17 protein-coding genes are annotated in these 17,223 nt (G+C 70.7%); 10 read left to right on the top strand and 7 right to left on the bottom strand.

The annotated features are described in order from the left end of the window. Window positions 1–94 precede the first annotated feature (94 nt). The 6 genes from ACFVQG_RS20820 to ACFVQG_RS20795 all read left to right on the top strand — a co-directional run bounded on the left by ACFVQG_RS20820 (window position 95) and on the right by ACFVQG_RS20795 (window position 7,556). Complete coding sequence (locus ACFVQG_RS20820) at window positions 95–1,564, top strand: ABC transporter permease (RefSeq protein ID WP_383385118.1); 1,470 nt, start codon at window positions 95–97, stop codon at window positions 1,562–1,564. 51 nt (window positions 1,565–1,615) lie between these two features. Next, window positions 1,616–2,293: an ABC transporter ATP-binding protein gene (locus ACFVQG_RS20815; protein ID WP_383385116.1), complete on the top strand. Its 678-nt coding sequence runs from the start codon at window positions 1,616–1,618 to the stop codon at window positions 2,291–2,293. A gap of 200 nt (window positions 2,294–2,493) precedes the next feature. After that, complete coding sequence (locus ACFVQG_RS20810; protein ID WP_383385113.1) at window positions 2,494–5,802, top strand: S8 family serine peptidase; 3,309 nt, start codon at window positions 2,494–2,496, stop codon at window positions 5,800–5,802. A 117-nt stretch (window positions 5,803–5,919) separates the two neighbouring features. Further along, window positions 5,920–6,711 (top strand): group II truncated hemoglobin, encoded by a 792-nt coding sequence (locus tag ACFVQG_RS20805; protein WP_383385109.1) that lies wholly within the window; start codon window positions 5,920–5,922, stop codon window positions 6,709–6,711. Window positions 6,712–6,810: 99 nt separating this feature from the next. Then, entirely contained in the window at window positions 6,811–7,308 is a 498-nt protein-coding gene (locus ACFVQG_RS20800; protein WP_383385106.1) for a DUF2975 domain-containing protein, read from the top strand. Next, a complete protein-coding gene (locus ACFVQG_RS20795) occupies window positions 7,308–7,556 on the top strand; it encodes a helix-turn-helix domain-containing protein (protein WP_383385103.1) in 249 nt (82 codons plus the stop codon). Before ACFVQG_RS20800 ends, ACFVQG_RS20795 begins: the two co-directional genes overlap by 1 nt. Here the strand turns inward: ACFVQG_RS20795 and ACFVQG_RS20790 are convergent. The 4 genes from ACFVQG_RS20790 to ACFVQG_RS20775 all read right to left on the bottom strand — a co-directional run bounded on the left by ACFVQG_RS20790 (window position 7,530) and on the right by ACFVQG_RS20775 (window position 11,051). Continuing rightward, on the bottom strand, window positions 7,530–8,105 hold the full coding sequence (locus ACFVQG_RS20790; protein ID WP_383385100.1) for a hypothetical protein: 576 nt from the start codon (window positions 8,103–8,105) through the stop codon (window positions 7,530–7,532). The two genes, ACFVQG_RS20795 and ACFVQG_RS20790, sit on opposite strands and share 27 nt — an antisense overlap. A 5-nt stretch (window positions 8,106–8,110) precedes the next feature. Continuing rightward, window positions 8,111–8,689: a DUF4291 domain-containing protein gene (locus ACFVQG_RS20785; RefSeq protein WP_383385097.1), complete on the bottom strand. Its 579-nt coding sequence runs from the start codon at window positions 8,687–8,689 to the stop codon at window positions 8,111–8,113. 497 nt (window positions 8,690–9,186) lie between these two features. Then, window positions 9,187–9,858: a peptide-methionine (S)-S-oxide reductase MsrA gene (gene msrA / locus ACFVQG_RS20780; protein ID WP_383385091.1), complete on the bottom strand. Its 672-nt coding sequence runs from the start codon at window positions 9,856–9,858 to the stop codon at window positions 9,187–9,189. A gap of 74 nt (window positions 9,859–9,932) precedes the next feature. Further along, window positions 9,933–11,051, bottom strand: coding sequence for a hypothetical protein (locus ACFVQG_RS20775; RefSeq protein ID WP_383385085.1), 1,119 nt, complete (start codon window positions 11,049–11,051; stop codon window positions 9,933–9,935). Between the two features lie 165 nt (window positions 11,052–11,216). On the opposite strand from ACFVQG_RS20775, the gene ACFVQG_RS20770 reads away from it, so the two are divergent. Next, window positions 11,217–12,371, top strand: coding sequence for a cystathionine gamma-synthase (locus ACFVQG_RS20770; protein WP_383385082.1), 1,155 nt, complete (start codon window positions 11,217–11,219; stop codon window positions 12,369–12,371). A 13-nt stretch (window positions 12,372–12,384) separates the two neighbouring features. Here ACFVQG_RS20770 and ACFVQG_RS20765 read toward each other — a convergent pair whose 3' ends face one another. From ACFVQG_RS20765 to ACFVQG_RS20755, 3 genes are all read right to left on the bottom strand, one after another. Beyond that, entirely contained in the window at window positions 12,385–12,633 is a 249-nt protein-coding gene (locus ACFVQG_RS20765) for a hypothetical protein (RefSeq protein WP_383385079.1), read from the bottom strand. After that, window positions 12,630–13,136: a sigma factor-like helix-turn-helix DNA-binding protein gene (locus tag ACFVQG_RS20760; RefSeq protein ID WP_383385076.1), complete on the bottom strand. Its 507-nt coding sequence runs from the start codon at window positions 13,134–13,136 to the stop codon at window positions 12,630–12,632. The genes ACFVQG_RS20765 and ACFVQG_RS20760 overlap by 4 nt, the downstream gene beginning before the upstream one ends. A gap of 195 nt (window positions 13,137–13,331) precedes the next feature. Beyond that, entirely contained in the window at window positions 13,332–13,838 is a 507-nt protein-coding gene (locus ACFVQG_RS20755) for a MarR family winged helix-turn-helix transcriptional regulator (RefSeq protein ID WP_383385073.1), read from the bottom strand. Between the two features lie 163 nt (window positions 13,839–14,001). On the opposite strand from ACFVQG_RS20755, the gene ilvA reads away from it, so the two are divergent. The 3 genes from ilvA to ACFVQG_RS20740 all read left to right on the top strand — a co-directional run bounded on the left by ilvA (window position 14,002) and on the right by ACFVQG_RS20740 (window position 17,213). After that, the gene (gene ilvA, locus ACFVQG_RS20750; RefSeq protein WP_383385070.1) at window positions 14,002–15,231 is read left to right on the top strand and encodes a threonine ammonia-lyase; all 1,230 of its coding nucleotides are present in this window, start codon (window positions 14,002–14,004) and stop codon (window positions 15,229–15,231) included. Window positions 15,232–15,393: 162 nt separating this feature from the next. Next, complete coding sequence (locus ACFVQG_RS20745; protein ID WP_383385067.1) at window positions 15,394–16,371, top strand: ATP-binding cassette domain-containing protein; 978 nt, start codon at window positions 15,394–15,396, stop codon at window positions 16,369–16,371. Continuing rightward, complete coding sequence (locus ACFVQG_RS20740) at window positions 16,368–17,213, top strand: ABC transporter permease (RefSeq protein WP_383385060.1); 846 nt, start codon at window positions 16,368–16,370, stop codon at window positions 17,211–17,213. Before ACFVQG_RS20745 ends, ACFVQG_RS20740 begins: the two co-directional genes overlap by 4 nt. Window positions 17,214–17,223: the final 10 nt, after the last annotated feature.

The raw sequence follows: 17,223 nt of genomic DNA, 5'->3' as shown, positions 1-17,223 counted from the left end.
CCTTCGGGGCGGCATCCGCGTTTCCCGGGCCTTCTCATCCTCCTCTTATCCGGGGCTTATCCCTTCATCACGGTGCGTCCCTAGCTTGCGGCTCATGTTCTTCACCTATCTGAGGCGCGAGCTGCGCCGCCGCAGAAAGGCGGCCCTCGTCGTCGCCTCCGGCCTCGCGCTGGGCATCGCGCTGGTCATCGTGGTCAACTCCGTCTCGTCCGGCATGGGCAAGGCCCAGGACAAGGTCCTGGAGTCGCTCTACGGCCTGGGCACCGACATGACCGTCACCAAGGCGGCCACCGCGCCCACCGAGGGCGAGAACGCCGGGCCGCGCTTCCGCTTCGACGCCCAGGACAGCGACTCCGACGAGGAGCAGAGCACCGACCGCGTCATGGTCCAGGGCTTCCAGACGCTGTCCTCCTCGACCGTGACCGAGGTCGCCGAACAGAGCGGCGTCTCCGACGCGGTCGGCGGACTGAGCCTGCAAGTCATCAAGGTCAGCGGGCAGTTCACCCGCGGCCAGTTCCAGCAGGACAACGGCAGCGGCAGCGAGCAGCAGGGCGGCGGCCCCGGCGGCACCGGACAGCCCGGCGGCGAGGTGCAGGGCGGCGGCGCCGACTTCGACGTCAACAACTACTCGGTCTACGGCACCGATGTCACCGAGCCCGCGCTCGGCCCGCTGACCTCCTCCAAGATCACCAGCGGCCGTACCTTCAAGACCTCCGAGACCAACGCCAAGGTCGCCGTCGCCGACTCGGCGTACGCCAAGGAGAAGGAGCTGAAGGCCGGTTCGACCGTCAAGATCAAGGGCGTGAAGTTCGAGGTCGTCGGCATCGCGACCGCCGACAGCGGGGACTCCGCGGCCAACCTCTACATCCCGCTGAAGCAGGCCCAGACGCTCAGCGACTCCAAGAACAAGGTCACCACGATCTACGTCCAGGCGACCGACTCGCAGGAGATCGACAGCGTCAAGTCGGCGATCCAGGACAACATCTCGGGTACGACGGTGACGACCTCGGCCGATCTCGCCGACACCGTCTCCGGCTCCCTCTCCACGGCCTCCTCCCTCGCCACCAGCGTCGGCAAGTGGCTGTCGATCGTGGTGCTCGTCGCCGCGTTCCTGGTCGCCGGGCTGCTCACCTCCTCGGCGGTGTCGCGCCGGGTGCGGGAGTTCGGCACGCTGAAGGCGCTGGGCTGGCGGTCGGGGCGGGTGACCCGGCAGGTGGTCGGCGAGGCCGTCGTCAACGGGCTGGTCGGCGGGGTCCTCGGGATCGCGCTGGGTCTCGCGGGCGCCTACGCGGTGACGGCGGTGAGCCCCACGCTCCAGGCGCAGCTCGGTGGCGGCGGCGGTGGCGGTGCGACCGGTCCCGGCGGCGGGGCGATGGGGGGCGGTGGGCCCGTGCGGGAGGCCGCGTCCCGCACCCTCGACGTCGCCCTCACGGCGCCGGTCAGTGTGACGACCATCGGGCTCGCGGTGGGTCTCGCCGTGGCCGGAGGGCTCATCGCGGGGGCGTTCGGCGGCTGGCGGGCCTCCCGGCTGCGGCCCGCGGACGCGCTGCGGCGGGTCGAGTAGCCGAAATGCGACGAGTCAAGCCCCGCCGAAAGCACAGGAGTTGTTGTCCCCATGTATGAACTCAAGGCCGTCACCAAGCGCTACACGCGCGGCAAGGAAACCGTCGACGCGCTGGACGGCATCGATCTGACCATCCCCGACGGTGACCGGCTGGTCATTCAGGGACCCACCGGTGGCGGAAAGTCCACGCTGCTCCAGATGCTCGGCGGACTGGACCGGCCCAGTTCCGGTGATGTGGTCCTGGACGGAATCGACTTGGGCAAACTGCCCGAGGCGCGGCTCACCCGGGTGCGCAGCGAGAACATCGGGTTCGTCTTCCAGAGTTTCAACCTCATTCCCACGCTGACCGCTCAGGAGAACGTCGAGACCGCGCTCGTCCCCCTCGGGGCGAAGGCGAAGGAGCGCCGGGAGCGGGCCGCCGAGGCGCTGCGGTCGGTCGGGCTCGGGGAGCGGCTCGGGCATCTGCCGGGGGAGATGTCCGGAGGTCAGCAGCAGCGCGTGGCCATCGCGCGGGCGCTGGTGAAGCGGCCGAAGGTGCTGCTGGCGGACGAACCCACCGGCAACCTCGACGAGTCGATGCGCGACGAGATCATGGACGTACTGGAGTCCATGTGGAAGGAGCACGGGCTGACCTTCGTGATGGTCACCCATGACTCCGCGATCGCGCGGAAGGCGCCGCGGCTGGCCACCATCAAGAAGGGAAAGATCTCGGTCAGGGAGAACCTGTGACGTGCCTATGACATGACTGTGTAACAGTCGTGTCATAGAAGCCGTTTCGGGGCCGACTGGTCTATTGAGGTGACTGATCACTCCCCGGCATACTGCGTATTCCGGGGGGCGTACGCGCATGCGTGCGATAACTCCCTCGGCCGGGTGAACGGGGAATTCGCCCGGTACCTCATCTCCCAGGGGGAGTTTTGCGCAGACAAGTGAAGAAAGTCGGTGCCGCTGCCGTAGCCACGGCAGCCGCCGTCGCCCTCGCCGCGGGCCTGACCAGCCCGGCGTCGGCGAAGCCCACGGACCGGGCGGAGCAGCGCGGGACCGGCGCCGCCGACGTCTCGGCCAACCAGCGTGTCACGCTCATCACCGGTGACCGGGTGACCGTGGACGCCAAGGGACGCGTCGTCGGCCTGGACCGGGCCGCGGGGCGTGAGCACATACCCGTGCAGGTCCGCAAGGCGGACGGGCGCACGCTGGTGATACCCGCCGACGCGGCCCGGCTGGTCGCCTCCGGCAAGCTGGACCAGCGGCTGTTCGACGTGACCGAGCTGAGCAAGGCCCAGGCCCGCAAGGGACAGAAGAACGGCCTGAAGGTCATCGTCGGCTACCAGGGCGCCGCGACCGCCGCCAAGGCGGACGTCCGGGACGCGGGCACCCTGCGCCGCACCCTGAAGTCCCTGAACGCCGACGCGGTGCAGACCCCGCACCAGGAGGCGCCGCACCTGTGGGACGCGCTCACCAACGGTGAGAAGACCGCCTCCGGCATCGCGCACGTCTGGCTGGACGGCGTCCGCGAGGTCACCCTCGACAAGTCCGTCGCCCAGATCGGCGCCCCCAAGGCGTGGGAGGCCGGGTACGACGGCAAGGGTGTGAAGATCGCCGTCCTGGACACCGGTGTCGACGCCACCCACGAGGATCTGAAGTCGCAGGTCACCGCCTCGAAGAACTTCACCACCGCCGCCGACGCCACCGACAAGTACGGCCACGGCACGCACGTCGCGTCCATCGCGGCGGGCACCGGCGCCAAGTCGGGCGGCAAGTTCAAGGGCGTGGCGCCCGGCGCGTCCGTCCTCAACGGCAAGGTCCTCGACGACAACGGCTTCGGTGACGACTCCGGCATCCTCGCGGGCATGGAGTGGGCGGCGGAACAGGGCGCCGACGTCATCAACATGAGCCTCGGCGGCTTCGACTCCCCGGAGATCGACCCGCTGGAGGCGGCGGTCAACAAGCTGTCCGCCGAGAAGGGCGTCCTCTTCGCGATCGCCGCGGGCAACGCGGGCCCGGAGAGCGTCGGTTCGCCCGGCAGCGCCGACGCCGCGCTGACCGTCGGCGCCGTCGACGACAAGGACAAGCTGGCCGACTTCTCCAGCACCGGCCCGCGCGTCGGGGACGGCGCGATCAAGCCGGACGTCACCGCGCCCGGCGTCGACATCACCGCCGCGTCCGCCAAGGGCAGCGTCATCGCCCAGGAGGTCGGCGAGTCGCCCGCCGGTTACCTGACCATCTCCGGTACGTCGATGGCGACCCCGCATGTCGCGGGTGCCGCCGCGCTGCTCAAGCAGCAGCACCCGGAGTGGACGTACACCGAACTCAAGGGCGCGCTGGCCGCGTCCACGAAGGGCGGCGCCTACACGCCCTTCGAGCAGGGCTCGGGCCGGATCCAGGTCGACAAGGCGCTCAAGCAGACCGTGATCGCCGACCCGGTGTCGGTCAGCTTCGGCACGCAGGCGTGGCCGCACACCGATGACACGCCGGTCGCCAAGGAACTGACGTACCGCAACCTCGGGACCACCGACGTGACGCTGGACCTCGCGGTCAGCGCCACCAACCCCAAGGGCCAGGCGGCTCCGGCGGGCTTCTTCACGCTGGGCGCCACCAAGGTGACGGTCCCCGCGGGCGGCAAGGCCTCCGTGGCCATGACCGTCAACACCAAGCTGGGCGGCACCGTCGACGGCAACTACTCCGCGTACGTGACGGCGACGGGCGGCGGCCAGGCCGTCCGCACGGCCGCCGCCGTGAACCGTGAGGTGGAGTCGTACGACGTCAAGGTCAAGCACATCGGCCTGGACGGCAAGGGCACCGACGACTACAACACCGCGCTGCTGGGCTACTCCGGCCTCGCCACGGACCGTTCCTACCAGGTCCCGCCGGTGGAGTCGGGCGTCACGACGCTGCGGGTGCCCAAGGGCACGTATCTGCTGGACGCCTGGATCGCCAAGGACTTCGACACGCTCGAGGGCGGCCTGGACTGGCTGGTCCAGCCGAAGCTGAGCGTCACCAAGAACACCTCGGTGACCCTCGACGCCCGTAAGACGAAGACGGCGGACATCCGGGTGCCGGACACGTCGGCCAAGCCGAAGTTCGCGATGATCGGCTACCTCTACGAGACGGCGGGCGTCGGCTTCGGCTTCGGCGCCAGCTCCTTCGCCGACCTGCGCATGGCCCACCTGGGCGCGGAGGTCTCCAGCGGGCTCAGCCAGACCTGGCACGGCCAGTTCACCAAGGGCTCCAGCGGCGAGTACAACGTGGCGACCACCGCCAAGGTGAAGAAGATCCAGGGCAACAAGGTCCGCCACTTCAAGAAGGGCGAACTCGCCACGGTGAACGCCAGCGTGGGCGCCGCCGCCTCCGGCAAGACCGGCATGCTGATGCCGTTCGGCCTCTTCCCCGAGGACTTCGTCTTCGGCGTCGGGATCGAGCGCAAGCTGCCCACCAAGCGCACGCTGTACCTGTCGACCGTCGACGACGTCCGCTGGTCGTACGACTTCTTCCAGCTCGGTCCGAAGGACGCCGACGGCATCCCGGTCGACGAGGCGTACTACAGCGGCGGCAACCCGAAGAAGTACACCGGCGGCAAGAAGTACTCCACCACCTTCAACCGCGCGGTCTTCGGTCCCACGCTGGGCGGGGAGTTCGGCCTGTTCCGCGAGGGCAACGAGGTCTACGGTGTCGTCCCGCTGTTCGCCGACAGCGCCAGGCACCCGGGTTCGTCGCTGTTCACCTCGGTGACCACGACCCTGTACCGCAACGGCACCAAGGTCGGCTCCAACGACGACCCGCTGTTCGGCGACAAGTCGTTCAAGGTCCCGTCCGGTGACGCCGAGTACAAGCTGACCTCCTCGGTCAAGCGCAGCGCCAAGGTGGCCGCCGCCTCCACGCGGATCGACGCCAGCTTCACCTTCCGCTCCAAGAAGTCCAGTGCCGACCTGGTCCGGCTCCCGGCCTCCACGGCCCGCTTCGGCGCCAACACCACCCTGGACGGCAAGGTGACGGCCGGCCGCACGGCCACCGTCCCGGTGACCGTCGAGGGCGCGGCCAAGGGCTCCAGCCTGAAGTCGCTGCACGTGTACGTGTCGTACGACCACGGCCAGACCTGGAAGAAGCTGACCGTCAAGGACGGCAAGGTCAAGGTCAAGAACCCGGCCAAGGGCAAGGCGATCTCGTACCACGCCAAGATCACCGACAAGAAGGGCAACAAGTCGACGATCTCGATCTACAACGCGTACTACGGCAAGTGAGCGCGTGACGGTCGTGCGGTGCCTGTAGTGCTCCGCTGATCCGTCGGCAGTGAGCCGTAGGCGAACGGCCCCCCGGAAGGAAAGCGTCCGGGGGGCCGTCCGTGCTTCGGTGACGGCATGACCGCCACAACCGCGCAGACGGCCTCCGTGTCCGTGGAGTACATCCGCTACCGCGTCCCAGCGGACCGGACGGCCGACTTCCTCGCCGCCTACACCCGAGCCGCCCCGCACCTCGCCGCGTCCCCGCACTGCGTCGACTACGAACTGACCCGCTGCGAGGAGGCCCCCGGACACCACATCCTGCGCATCACCTGGACCTCCACCGCGGACCACCTCGAAGGCTTCCGCGAGTCCGGTCTGTTCCCCGGCTTCCTCGCCGAGATCCGCCCGTACATCGAGCACATCGAGGAGATGCGCCACTACGCGCCGACGCCGGTACGCGGCAAGGGCGCGGCGATCCCCTCCCTCTACGACTGGGCGGGCGGCGCGGACGCCTTCTCCCGCCTCACGACCGCCTTCTACGACAAGGTCAGGAAGGACGACCTTCTGGCCCCGGTCTTCGCGGGCCTCGCCCCCGAACACGCCGAACACGTGGCCCTCTGGCTGGCCGAGGTCTTCGGCGGCCCGCCGGAGTACTCCCGGACGCGGGGCGGCCACACCCACATGGTCGCCAAGCACAGGGGCCGCGGCATCACCGAGCCCCAGCGCCGCCGCTGGGTCAACCTCATCCAGGACGCGGCGGACGAGGCGGGGCTGCCGACGGACGCGGAGTTCCGTTCGGCGTTCATGGCGTACGTGGAGTGGGGGACGCGGCTGGCGGTGTACTTCTCGGGCCCGGACGCCCGGCCTCCGGCGGAGCAGCCGGTGCCGCGGTGGTCGTGGGGGGCGGTGCTGCCGTACGAGGGCTGAGCCACTCCCTCCTTGCATAACCTATCGAATCTCGATAGATTCCCCCCGTTAATCGATAGGTGACGGATGCTCGTACGGAAAAGGGAGAGGCGAGGGCCGATGGGAAGACTGACGGTGCTTGCGCTGCGCGCGGTGCTCGTGGCGCTGCTGGCGGGCTCGGTGTTCGTGCAGGCGGTGATGGTGCCGCTGCTGGCCATCGACATGAGAGACCTGGACGAGGACGCGGCGCACCTGCGCGTCCCGGTCCTGGTGATCATCGTCCTGGGGGTGGTGACGGCCCAGACCGTCCTGGCCGCCGTATGGCGCCTGGTGACGATGGTCCGCCGCGGCACCGTCTTCTCCGACGCGGCCTTCCGCTATGTGCACATCATCATGGGGGCGTTCGTGGCGTCATCACTGGTCGTGTTCGCGCTGGCGGTCGTCCTGGCCCCGGGAGAGGCCACCGCCCCCGGGGTGGTCCTCCTGATCTGCGGCCTCTCCCTCGGCCTGTTCGGCGTCGCCCTCATCGTCCTCGTCCTGCGCATGCTCCTCGCCCAGGCCGTGGCCCGCGACATCGAGGCCACACGCATGCAGGCCGAGCTGGAAGAGGTCATCTGATGCCGATCGTCGTCGACATCGACGTGATGATGGCCAAGCGCAAGATCTCCGTCGGTGAACTCGCCGACCGCGTCGGCATCACCCCCGCCAACCTGGCCGTCCTCAAGAACGGCCGCGCGAAGGCGGTCCGTTTCACGACGCTGGCGGCGTTGTGTGAGGTGCTGGAGTGCCAGCCGGGGGATTTGTTGCGGTGGGAGGGGGAGGGCGGGGTGGGGGGATCGTCACAGGCCGACGGAGTTGGCGGGTAGCCAGTCGGCGTACCGGGCGCGGAGGCGGTCGCGCTCGGCGGGCGTGGTGAGGATGACGTCGGCGCCACCGTCGTAGGGATGATGGATGCGACGGAGCTGGACATCGGTGATGAACACCTCGGCGAGCACGTCGTCGGCGACGGCCCGCAGCAAGTCGTCGACGCGGCCGCGCCGCCAGGGGCGCCGGTCGGCGTAGAGGCGGGTGTGAGTGTGGAAGTCCGGGTCAGGATCGTCCACATCCGCCTCGGTCCACCATCGGACACCCGCGGGATGGAACCGCCGCCGTGGCGCGGGATGCCCGGGTGGCCCGTCCGGCGTGTTCGACCAGTCCATGGTCACGACGAACACGTCGACACCGGCGAAGAGTTCATCGAGGACGGTGTTGTACCGGTGCAGCACGATCGCGTACTCGTCCTCGGACTCGGGATGCCGCTTCGACCCGGGCAGGCTGTGAAACCGCACCCAGCGGTCCGCGTAGGCGCGGCGGAAGGTGTGCGCGACCGGGGGACCGAGAGCCCGCCGCTCCCGCCACGACGCGGCAAGGGACATGACGCTCAGGCCAGCGCCGGGTACGGACGCTCACTCGGCAGCAGCCGGGTCGCGGAGTCGAGGTCGCCGTCGCGGACCAGGGCGTGGACGCGGTGGGCGAGCGGGGTCACGTCCCTGACGGAGACCGTCCACTCGTCCGCGTACCGCCGCGCGGCCTCGCCGGAGAGACCGAGCTGGAGGGAACGGTACGGCAGCGGCTGGAGCCGCAGGTCCCGCTCGGGGTCCCACTGCACCCGCGTCGGCGAACGCCTCAACTGCCGCTTCCAGGTGGCACGGTCGGGATGCACCCCGGGCGCGTAACTCGACAGACAGGCCTGCCGCAACGCCCACTCGAAACCGTCCCGCTCGATCTCCACCGCCAGTACTGTCTCCTGGCCCTCCTTCGTGGCCCACCCGCAGCGGTACATCATCCACAGGAACGACGGCTTGACCCATGTCATCCGGTCCCGCTTCCACGCGCCCGGGAACCGCCCCTCCCGGGCCGCGGCCAGGCCTATCTCCGGCGCGTACGCCTGGTAGACGGTGATCGTGTCGGCCGTGTACGCGGCGCGGACTTCGCGCTGCGGTGGTTCTGTGAGGTGCATGGCGTACAGGGTGAGGGTCGGCCGAGGCGGGGGGCCACTCAATTTGAAACGGGTTCGTCGACGGACACGACCCACGACGGGCCGCCCGGACCGGATCCGCCTCGCCACCGTCATGACCGCGCGCCCCGCGATCCGCGTCCCGCCCAGGTGGCCCCGGGGCAGTCGCCCGGCCGACGAGGCATTGCCGGAGGACGCCGACCGTCAGGCTGCCGGGTCGCCGGTTACCTGGCGAATCTGACGAGAGTCGGCGCGCCCGCCCCTGGGCAGATGTCCCACCATGACGGCGGCCGAGTGCGGCTCGGTGTAGCCCGCCTCCACGGCCGGATTGTCATGCGCCGGAGCGGGAGCCACCGCCGTGCGGTCCACCTCAAGATCGACCGTCGCACAGCCGCAGCCGCACCTGCCCACCACCCGTGTGTGGGGAACCTGGGCCAGCAGGGCGCCGCTCACCGGGCAGCAGCGCCCGCAGCGTCGCCGTGACGTCCGGCGGCGGTGGTTCAGCCCTGCGCAGGAGCCACGCCGATCGGGCAGGAGACGCCGGTCCCGTCCAACCCGCAGTACCCGTCCGGGTTCTTGCTGGCCGAAAGGTACTGCTGGTGATACCCCTCGGCGGGATAGAAGGCGCGCCCCTCCGCGGGGAGGATCTCCGTGGTGATCCTGCCGTGGCCCCGGGCCGTGAGGGCCTTCTGGTAGGTCTCGCGGGAGGTGGTAGCCGCGGTGGTCTGGGCCGGGGTGTGGGTGTAGATCGCGGAGCGGTACTGCGTGCCGACGTCGTTGCCCTGGCGGAAGCCCTGGGTGGGGTCGTGGGACTCCCAGAAGGTCTTCAGGAGGGCTTCGTAGGGGAGCAGGCGGGGGTCGTAGAGCACGCGGACGACCTCCGTGTGGCCGGTGAGGCCCGAGCAGACCTCCTCGTAGGTGGGGTGCTCGGTATGGCCGCCCTGGTAGCCGACGAGGGTGGTCCACACGCCCTGGGGGAGTCGCCAGAACGTGCGCTCGGCGCCCCAGAAGCAGCCCAGGCCGAAGTCGGCGGTTTCCAGGCCGGGGGGATAGGGGCCGAGGAGGGGGGTGCCCAGGACGGTGTGGTGGTCGGGGACGGTGAAGATCGGTTCCGGGCGGCCCTTCAGTGCCTGCTCGGGGGTGGGGAGCGACGGCGTGCGGCCGAACAGCATGTGTGTGGGCTCCTTGTCCGGGACGGGGCGGCGAGTGGGTCAACCCGGTGGGGGCCCCGGGCATTCCGGGGTGTTCAGCCCGGGAGGGTCGCCGGGCTGCCGCCGTTCGCCTCGTAGCCCGCCACCGCCAGGGCGCGGTAGACCGCGAACTCCGCGGCCGGGTCGGGGGAGAGGGTCCACGGGAGGGCGCCGACGTGGCCGTCCACGTGGACGAGTTGGGTCATGGCCTCCGCCCAGCGCTCGGCGCGGACCAGGAAGAAGATCAGAAGGTGGCGGACGTGGGCCAGCATCGGGTCGTCGGGGCGGGCCGAGTGGACGGCGTGCAGGGCGCCGTGGATCGCCTTCGTCACCACCTCGCTCTGGTAGAAGCCTCTGACCAGGTTCAGCTCGGGGAGGTGCTCGAAGACCGAGAAGAGGGGCATGGCCGCCAGCAGCGAACCCCGCGGCGCGCGGGCCGCCGCGGCCTCCGCGAACGACGTCGCCAGCTCGCGCGAGCCGTGCCACTTCTCGCACCAGTAGTGCAGGGCCGCCAGGTGCGCGCCCATGTGGTTCGGGGCGCGGTCCAGGATCCTCAGCCACAGCTGCTCGAACTCCGGACGGGGGTACGCCAGGCCGCGCGCCACGGACAGTTCGACGATGTACGGGATCGGGTCGCCGGGGGCCAGCAGCGCCGCGTCACCGCAGGCCGCCTTCGCCTCCTCCATGATGATCCGGAACTCGTCGGTGCCGGGCGTCGCCGTCCGCCACGCCTGCTGCACCAGGAACTCGGCGTGCACCGCCGCGCCGCCCGCGTCCTTGGGCGCCTCGGTGCGCCAGTTGCGCAGCCACTGCCCGCCCGGCACCTCGCTCACCCCGCCGGGGCGCTGCGCCAGCTCCAGGGACGCGGCGCCCGCGAAGGCCTGCACCCGCTGCCAGCGCAGCTCGCCCTCCGCCTCGGTGCCCGCCAGCAGCTGGGCCGCCGCGCGGTAGTCCTGGCCGCGCTGCACCAGGTCCAGCACGTCCAGCAGGTCCTTGTCGGGGCCGGGCATGCGGACGTCCAGCTCCTCCTGCCGCGCGAACCCGTAGTCCGCGGGGTCGGCGGCGTCCGGGTGGCCCGGCGCGACCTGCTCGATCGCACCGCGCCCGCGCCGCAGGAACGGCAGCACCACGAAGCCCAGCATGACCAGCGCGACCAGGACCCAGAGAATCTCCATGCCTCAAGCGAACCAGACGCCGGTGACAATTGGCCAACCCGTGGCGATAGCCTGTGGAAAACCCCGGCCCCGGGCTGTGGACAACGTCCGGCGACCCTCCGTAGTGCGCTTGTGGAATCCCGCTCGGCCCTCAGACCGCCCCCGCGCGCATTACGCTCGGTGCCCATGAGTGACAGGCACATCAGTCAGCATTTCGAGACCCTCGCGATCCACGCGGGCAACACCGCCGATCCCCTGACCGGCGCCGTCGTCCCGCCGATCTACCAGGTCTCGACCTACAAGCAGGACGGCGTCGGCGGTCTGCGCGGCGGCTACGAGTACAGCCGCAGCGCCAACCCGACCAGGACCGCGCTGGAGGAGAACCTCGCCGCCGTGGAGGGTGGCCGCCGCGGCCTCGCGTTCGCGTCCGGACTGGCGGCCGAGGACTGCCTGTTGCGTACGCTGCTCAGCCCCGGTGACCACGTGGTCATCCCCAATGACGCGTACGGCGGGACGTTCCGCCTCTTCGCCAAGGTCGTCGCCCGCTGGGGCGTGGAGTGGTCGGTCGCCGACACCTCCGACCCCGCCGCCGTACGGGCCGCGATCACCCCGAAGACCAAGGCGGTGTGGGTGGAGACCCCCTCCAACCCGCTGCTCGGCATCACCGACATCGCCGCGGTCGCGCAGGTCAGCCGGGACGCGGGCGCCCGCCTGGTCGTCGACAACACCTTCGCCACGCCCTACCTCCAGCAGCCGCTGTCGCTCGGCGCGGACGTCGTCGTGCACTCGCTCACCAAGTACATGGGCGGTCACTCCGACGTCGTGGGCGGCGCGCTGATCGTCGGCGACGAGGGGCTCGGCGAGGAGCTGGCGTTCCACCAGAACGCGATGGGCGCGGTCGCCGGGCCCTTCGACTCCTGGCTGGTACTGCGCGGCATCAAGACGCTTCCGGTGCGCATGGACCGGCACAGCGAGAACGCCGCCAAGGTCGCCGACATGCTCACCCGGCACGCGCGCGTGACGCAGGTGCTCTACCCCGGGCTGCCGGACCACCCCGGCCACGAGGTCGCCGCCAAGCAGATGCGGTCCTACGGCGGCATGGTCTCCTTCCGCGTCGAGGGCGGCGAGGAGGCGGCCGTCGCGGTCTGCGACCGGGCGAAGGTGTTCACGCTCGGCGAGTCGCTGGGCGGCGTCGAGTCGCTGATCGAGCACCCCGGGCGCATGACCCACGCGTCCGTGGCGGGCTCCGCCCTGGAGGTCCCCGCCGACCTCGTACGCCTCTCGGTGGGCATCGAGAACGCCGACGACCTGCTGGCGGACCTGCAGCAGGCGCTCGGCTAGGGGCGCCGGGAGGTCACCAGTCGGTCAGTGGTGGAGTCGTCTCCGACGGCGGCTCCACCCAGGGCTCGGCGGCCAGCGCCCACACGGCGAACGCCAGCGCCGCCACGCACAGCAGCAGCCACAGCAGCCGCCGCACGGCCCGCCGCCGGTGCAGGATGCGGGTGCCGCGGCGTACGGCGTCGGGGCACAGGTCGGGCGGCACCTTCGGTGGCGTACGGTCCATGACCCGGCGGGCGGCCGCCTCGCGGTCGGCGCGGCTCATGACGCCGCCACCTTCGCCCCGGCCACCACCGCGGGTGCCGGGTCCCGGGGCGGGTGCAGCAGCAGCGCCGTCGCCCGGTCGCACAGGGTGCGGACGCGTTCGACGGGCAGGCCGAGCAGGGCCGCCGTCTGTTTCTCCGCGATCGCCTCGTACAACCTGAGGACGACGACCAGGCGCTCCTGCGGCGACAGATGGGCCAGCGCACTGCGCGGGTGGGGACGGGCCCGGCCGAGGGCGCCGTAGTGGTGCCAGGCCGCGTGTGCGAACCGGGTGGCCAGATAGCTGCGGGTGTGGTTGTACGGGTCCTCGCCGCGCAGCCCGTCCCAGCGGGCGTAGGTGTGCGCGAGGGCCAGGGTCAGCAAGCGCCGCGCGCGCGGGTTGGCGTCCGGGGACTCCGCGGTGAGCAGGGTGGCGGCATGCAGCAGCCGGCCCGCCGCACCCGCGACGAACGCCGCGAACTCGTCGTCCCGGCGGGTCCCTCGGGACGCTCGCCCTTCTCGCACCGCGCCTCCCGCCTGAAGGCGTCCTTGAGGAAGCGGACCCCGGTGGTCGTATGAGGGCATGCCAACCCGCTGAGGGCACGCCCACCCGCGTACGAGACCAGGACCCGGCTCTCATATGAGGCCAGGGGTGCCCTTTCGGTCAAGAGCCGCGCACCACCGGCCTGCGGAGGTCTGCCCTCCGTATCGGCGGGCGGTTCAGGACGTGGGCGACTGCTCCGCGACCGGCACGCCCTGGGCGGCCATACGGGCGGAGAGGGAGCGATTGAAGCGGGTGAGGAGCGTGCAGAACGCCTCGCGCTCCTCCGGCGCCCAGTCGTGGGTCAGCTCGGCCATCAACTGACGTCGCGAGGAGCGCACTTCCTCCAGCCGGGAGTGCCCGCGCGGGGACAGCTGGAGGACCACCGCGCGCCCGTCCTCGGGGTGCGAGGTGCGCTTGACCAGGCCGGTGTCGACGAGGGGAGCCACCTGCCGGGTGACCGTCGAGGAGTCGATGCCCATGCTCGCGGCGAGCGCCTTGACGCCCATGGGGCCCTCTTTGTCGAGCCGGTTGAGCAGCAGGTACGCGGCGCGGTCCATGGAGTTGCGCACCTGTCCGACGCCGCCGAGCCGGGTCTGCTCGGCACGCCGGGCGAACACCGCCACCTCGTGCTGGAGCGTGTCGAGCAGACCGGTGTCTCCGACGGTCGTCATGTCCATCGACATTTCAGGTGTTGTGGGCATGGCGGGGGGCTCACTTCATTTACTGGGTGCTGGGTTGGGGGACAGGTTACGCGGACGGAAGGCGGCCCGTACCGGGGCTGCGCAAACCAGTCTCGGAGGTTGGTCACAGCGGCCGTGGGCGTGTGTGAACTGCGAGACTTGAGGCATGAACCACCGCAAGTCCACCCCCGTGCCGCCGGTCACCCTCGACGACGTGCGCGGTGCCCAGAAGATGCTCACCGGGGTGGCGCGGGTGACCGCGATGGAGGGCAGCAGGCACCTGACCCAGCTGGTGGGCGCCCCGGTGCACTTCAAGTGCGAGAACCTCCAGCGCACCGGATCGTTCAAGCTGCGCGGCGCGTACGTCCGGATCGCCGGGCTGCTGCCGGAGGAGCGGGCCGCCGGGGTGGTCGCGGCGAGCGCGGGCAACCACGCGCAGGGCGTCGCGCTGGCGTCCGCGCTGCTCGGGGTGCGGTCGACGGTGTTCATGCCGAGGGGCGCCCCGCTGCCGAAGATCAGCGCCACCCGGGAGTACGGCGCCGAGGTGCGCCTGCACGGCCAGGTGGTCGACGAGACGCTGGCCGCCGCGCAGGAGTACGCCGCCGAGACCGGCGCGGTGTTCATCCACCCCTTCGACCACCCGGACGTCATCGCGGGCCAGGGCACGGTCGGCCTGGAGATCCTGGAGCAGTGCCCGGAGGTGCGCACGATCCTGGTGGGGATCGGCGGCGGCGGTCTCGCGGCCGGGATCGCGGTCGCGGTGAAGGCGCTGCGGCCGGACGTGCGGATCGTCGGGGTGCAGGCGCGGGGCGCGGCGGCCTATCCGCCGTCGCTGGCCGCGGGGCGGCCGGTGGCGATCGAGAACCCGGCGACGATGGCCGACGGCATCAAGGTCGGGCGGCCGGGCGATGTGCCGTTCGGGATCATCGGCGAACTGGTGGACGAGGTCCGCACGGTCACCGAGGACGAGCTGTCCACCGCGCTGCTGCTCTGTCTGGAGCGGGCGAAGCTGGTGGTGGAGCCCGCCGGGGCGAGCCCGGTCGCGGCGCTGCTGAGCGAGCCGGGGGCGTTCGAGGGCCCGGTGGTCGCGGTGCTGTCCGGCGGGAACGTGGATCCGGTGCTGATGCAGCGGGTGCTGCGGCACGGCATGGCGGCGCAGGGCCGCTACCTGGCCGTTCGGCTGCGGCTGACCGACCGGCCGGGCGCCCTCGCAAAAATGCTGGGGGTGTTGTCAGTGGTCGACGCTAACGTCCTCGATGTGAGCCACGTCCGGACCGATCCACGGCTCGGGCTCACGGAGGCGGAGGTCGAACTGCACCTGGAGACGAAGGGACCGGCCCACTGCGCCGAGGTCGGTGACGCCCTGCGCGACGCGGGATACCTGGTCATCGGCTGACCCGCCGGGATCGATCTTCGTTCCCTCACCCGTTCGAATGATTCGCATTGTGAGACGCGATACATCGCGTTATGGTGAGTGTCCGCAGGGCCCGAGCGCCCGCAGGGCCCGCACCTACCGCTCAGCAATCCCACGAAGAACCCCAATGAGGTGGAGACTCATATGCCAGGCGCCATCTATGCCGAAGGTCTGGTCAAGACCTTCGGCGACGTAAGGGCTCTGGACGGCGTCGACCTCGACGTCCCCGAGGGCACGGTCCTCGGCCTGCTCGGGCCGAACGGCGCGGGCAAGACCACCACGGTCCGCTGCCTGACCACGCTGCTGCGCCCCGACAGCGGCCGCGCGGTGGTCGCGGGGATAGACGTGCTCAAGCATCCGAACGAGGTGCGGCGCTCCATCGGCCTGTCCGGCCAGTTCGCCGCGGTCGACGAGTACCTGACCGGCCGGGAGAACCTCCAGATGGTCGGGCAGCTGTACCAGATGCGGGCCAAGGACGCGAAGGTCCGCGCCGGTGAGCTGCTGGACCAGTTCAACCTCGCGGACGCCGCCGACCGGCCCGCGAAGACCTACTCCGGAGGCATGCGCCGCCGCCTCGACCTGGCCGCCGCGCTGGTCGTCTCGCCCCCGGTGATGTTCATGGACGAGCCGACGACCGGCCTGGACCCGCGCAACCGCCAGCAGTTGTGGGAGGTCATCAAGCAGCTGGTCTCCGGGGGTACGACCCTGCTGCTGACCACCCAGTACCTGGAGGAGGCCGACCACCTCGCGCACGAGATCGCGGTCGTCGACCACGGCAAGGTGATCGCCCGCGGCACCTCCGACCAGCTCAAGGCCCGCACCGGCGGCGAGCGGGTGGAGGTCGTGGTGCACGAGCGCGAGCACATCGATACCGCCGCCGAGGTGCTGCGCGGCTTCGGCAAGGGCGAGGCCGCCGTCGAGGAGCACACCCGCAAGCTCACCGTGCCCGTCGTCGGCGGCGCCAAGCTGCTCGCCGAGGTCATCCGCGAGCTGGACACCCGGGGCATCGAGATCGACGACATCGGCCTGCGGCGGCCCACCCTCGACGACGTCTTCCTGTCGCTGACGGGACATGTGGCCGAGGCCAAGGAAGAAGAGAACGAGAAGGAGGCCGTCAGGTGAGTGCCGTCACCGACAGCGTGCGGATCGCCGCGCCGTCCAACCCGGTCACCCAGTCCGTGCGCGACTCGCTGGTGGTCGCCAAGCGGAACCTGATCCGGATGTCCCGGATTCCCGAAATGATCATCTTCGGGCTCATCCAGCCGATCATGTTCGTGGTGCTGTTCAGCTATGTCTTCGGTGGTTCCATGAACATCGGCGGCACCACCGACCCGGGCGTCTACCGCGAGTTCCTGATGGCGGGCATCTTCGCGCAGACCGTCACCTTCGCCACCGCGGGCGCGGGCGCGGGGATCGCCGACGACATGCACAAGGGGCTCATCGACCGCTTCCGCTCGCTGCCCATGGCCCGGGGGGCGGTGCTGACCGGGCGGACGCTGGCCGACCTGGTGCAGACCGCGCTCACCGTGCTGGTGCTGGCACTCGTCGCGGTGCTGGTCGGCTGGCGGACCCACACCAGCGTGGGCGAGGTGCTCGCCGCCTTCGGGCTGCTGCTTCTGCTCGGCTACGCCTTCACCTGGGTCGGCGCGCTGATCGGCCTCTCCGTGCGCACTCCCGAGGCGGCCACCTCGGGCGGGCTGATCTGGCTCTTCCCGGTGACCTTCGTGTCCAACGCGTTCGTGGACTCCAGCCAGATGACGCCGTGGCTGCGCCATGTCGCCGACTGGAACCCGTTCAGCGCCACCGTGCAGGCGTGCCGTGAGCTGTTCGGCAACCCGGGGGTGAGCCAGTCGGACGCCTGGCCCATGCAGCACCCGGTGTGGGCGTCGCTGATCTACTCGATAGTGATCATCGCCCTCTTCCGGACGCTGGCGGTCCGCAAGTACCGCTCGGCAGCCACCTGAGAAGGCCTTC

Source organism: Streptomyces sp. NPDC057877 (assembly GCF_042796855.1).
Lineage (GTDB): Bacteria > Actinomycetota > Actinomycetes > Streptomycetales > Streptomycetaceae > Streptomyces.
Note: the sequence above shows the minus strand (reverse complement) of the source record. Positions and strands in the feature narration are given on the sequence as shown.

Excerpts from the sequence above, each read along its gene's own strand:
- msrA (WP_383385091.1), bottom strand. The coding sequence starts at position 9,858 with ATGCTGTTCGGCCGCACGCCGTCGCTCCCCACCCCCGAGCAGGCACTG.
- ACFVQG_RS20805 (WP_383385109.1), top strand. The coding sequence starts at position 5,920 with ATGACCGCCACAACCGCGCAGACGGCCTCCGTGTCCGTGGAGTACATC.
- ACFVQG_RS20815 (WP_383385116.1), top strand. The coding sequence starts at position 1,616 with ATGTATGAACTCAAGGCCGTCACCAAGCGCTACACGCGCGGCAAGGAA.
- ACFVQG_RS20800 (WP_383385106.1), top strand. The coding sequence starts at position 6,811 with ATGGGAAGACTGACGGTGCTTGCGCTGCGCGCGGTGCTCGTGGCGCTG.
- ilvA (WP_383385070.1), top strand. The coding sequence starts at position 14,002 with ATGAACCACCGCAAGTCCACCCCCGTGCCGCCGGTCACCCTCGACGAC.
- ACFVQG_RS20795 (WP_383385103.1), top strand. The coding sequence starts at position 7,308 with ATGCCGATCGTCGTCGACATCGACGTGATGATGGCCAAGCGCAAGATC.
- ACFVQG_RS20775 (WP_383385085.1), bottom strand. The coding sequence starts at position 11,051 with ATGGAGATTCTCTGGGTCCTGGTCGCGCTGGTCATGCTGGGCTTCGTG.
- ACFVQG_RS20765 (WP_383385079.1), bottom strand. The coding sequence starts at position 12,633 with ATGAGCCGCGCCGACCGCGAGGCGGCCGCCCGCCGGGTCATGGACCGT.
- ACFVQG_RS20790 (WP_383385100.1), bottom strand. The coding sequence starts at position 8,105 with ATGTCCCTTGCCGCGTCGTGGCGGGAGCGGCGGGCTCTCGGTCCCCCG.
- ACFVQG_RS20755 (WP_383385073.1), bottom strand. The coding sequence starts at position 13,838 with ATGTCGATGGACATGACGACCGTCGGAGACACCGGTCTGCTCGACACG.
- ACFVQG_RS20770 (WP_383385082.1), top strand. The coding sequence starts at position 11,217 with ATGAGTGACAGGCACATCAGTCAGCATTTCGAGACCCTCGCGATCCAC.
- ACFVQG_RS20745 (WP_383385067.1), top strand. The coding sequence starts at position 15,394 with ATGCCAGGCGCCATCTATGCCGAAGGTCTGGTCAAGACCTTCGGCGAC.
- ACFVQG_RS20820 (WP_383385118.1), top strand. The coding sequence starts at position 95 with ATGTTCTTCACCTATCTGAGGCGCGAGCTGCGCCGCCGCAGAAAGGCG.
- ACFVQG_RS20785 (WP_383385097.1), bottom strand. The coding sequence starts at position 8,689 with ATGCACCTCACAGAACCACCGCAGCGCGAAGTCCGCGCCGCGTACACG.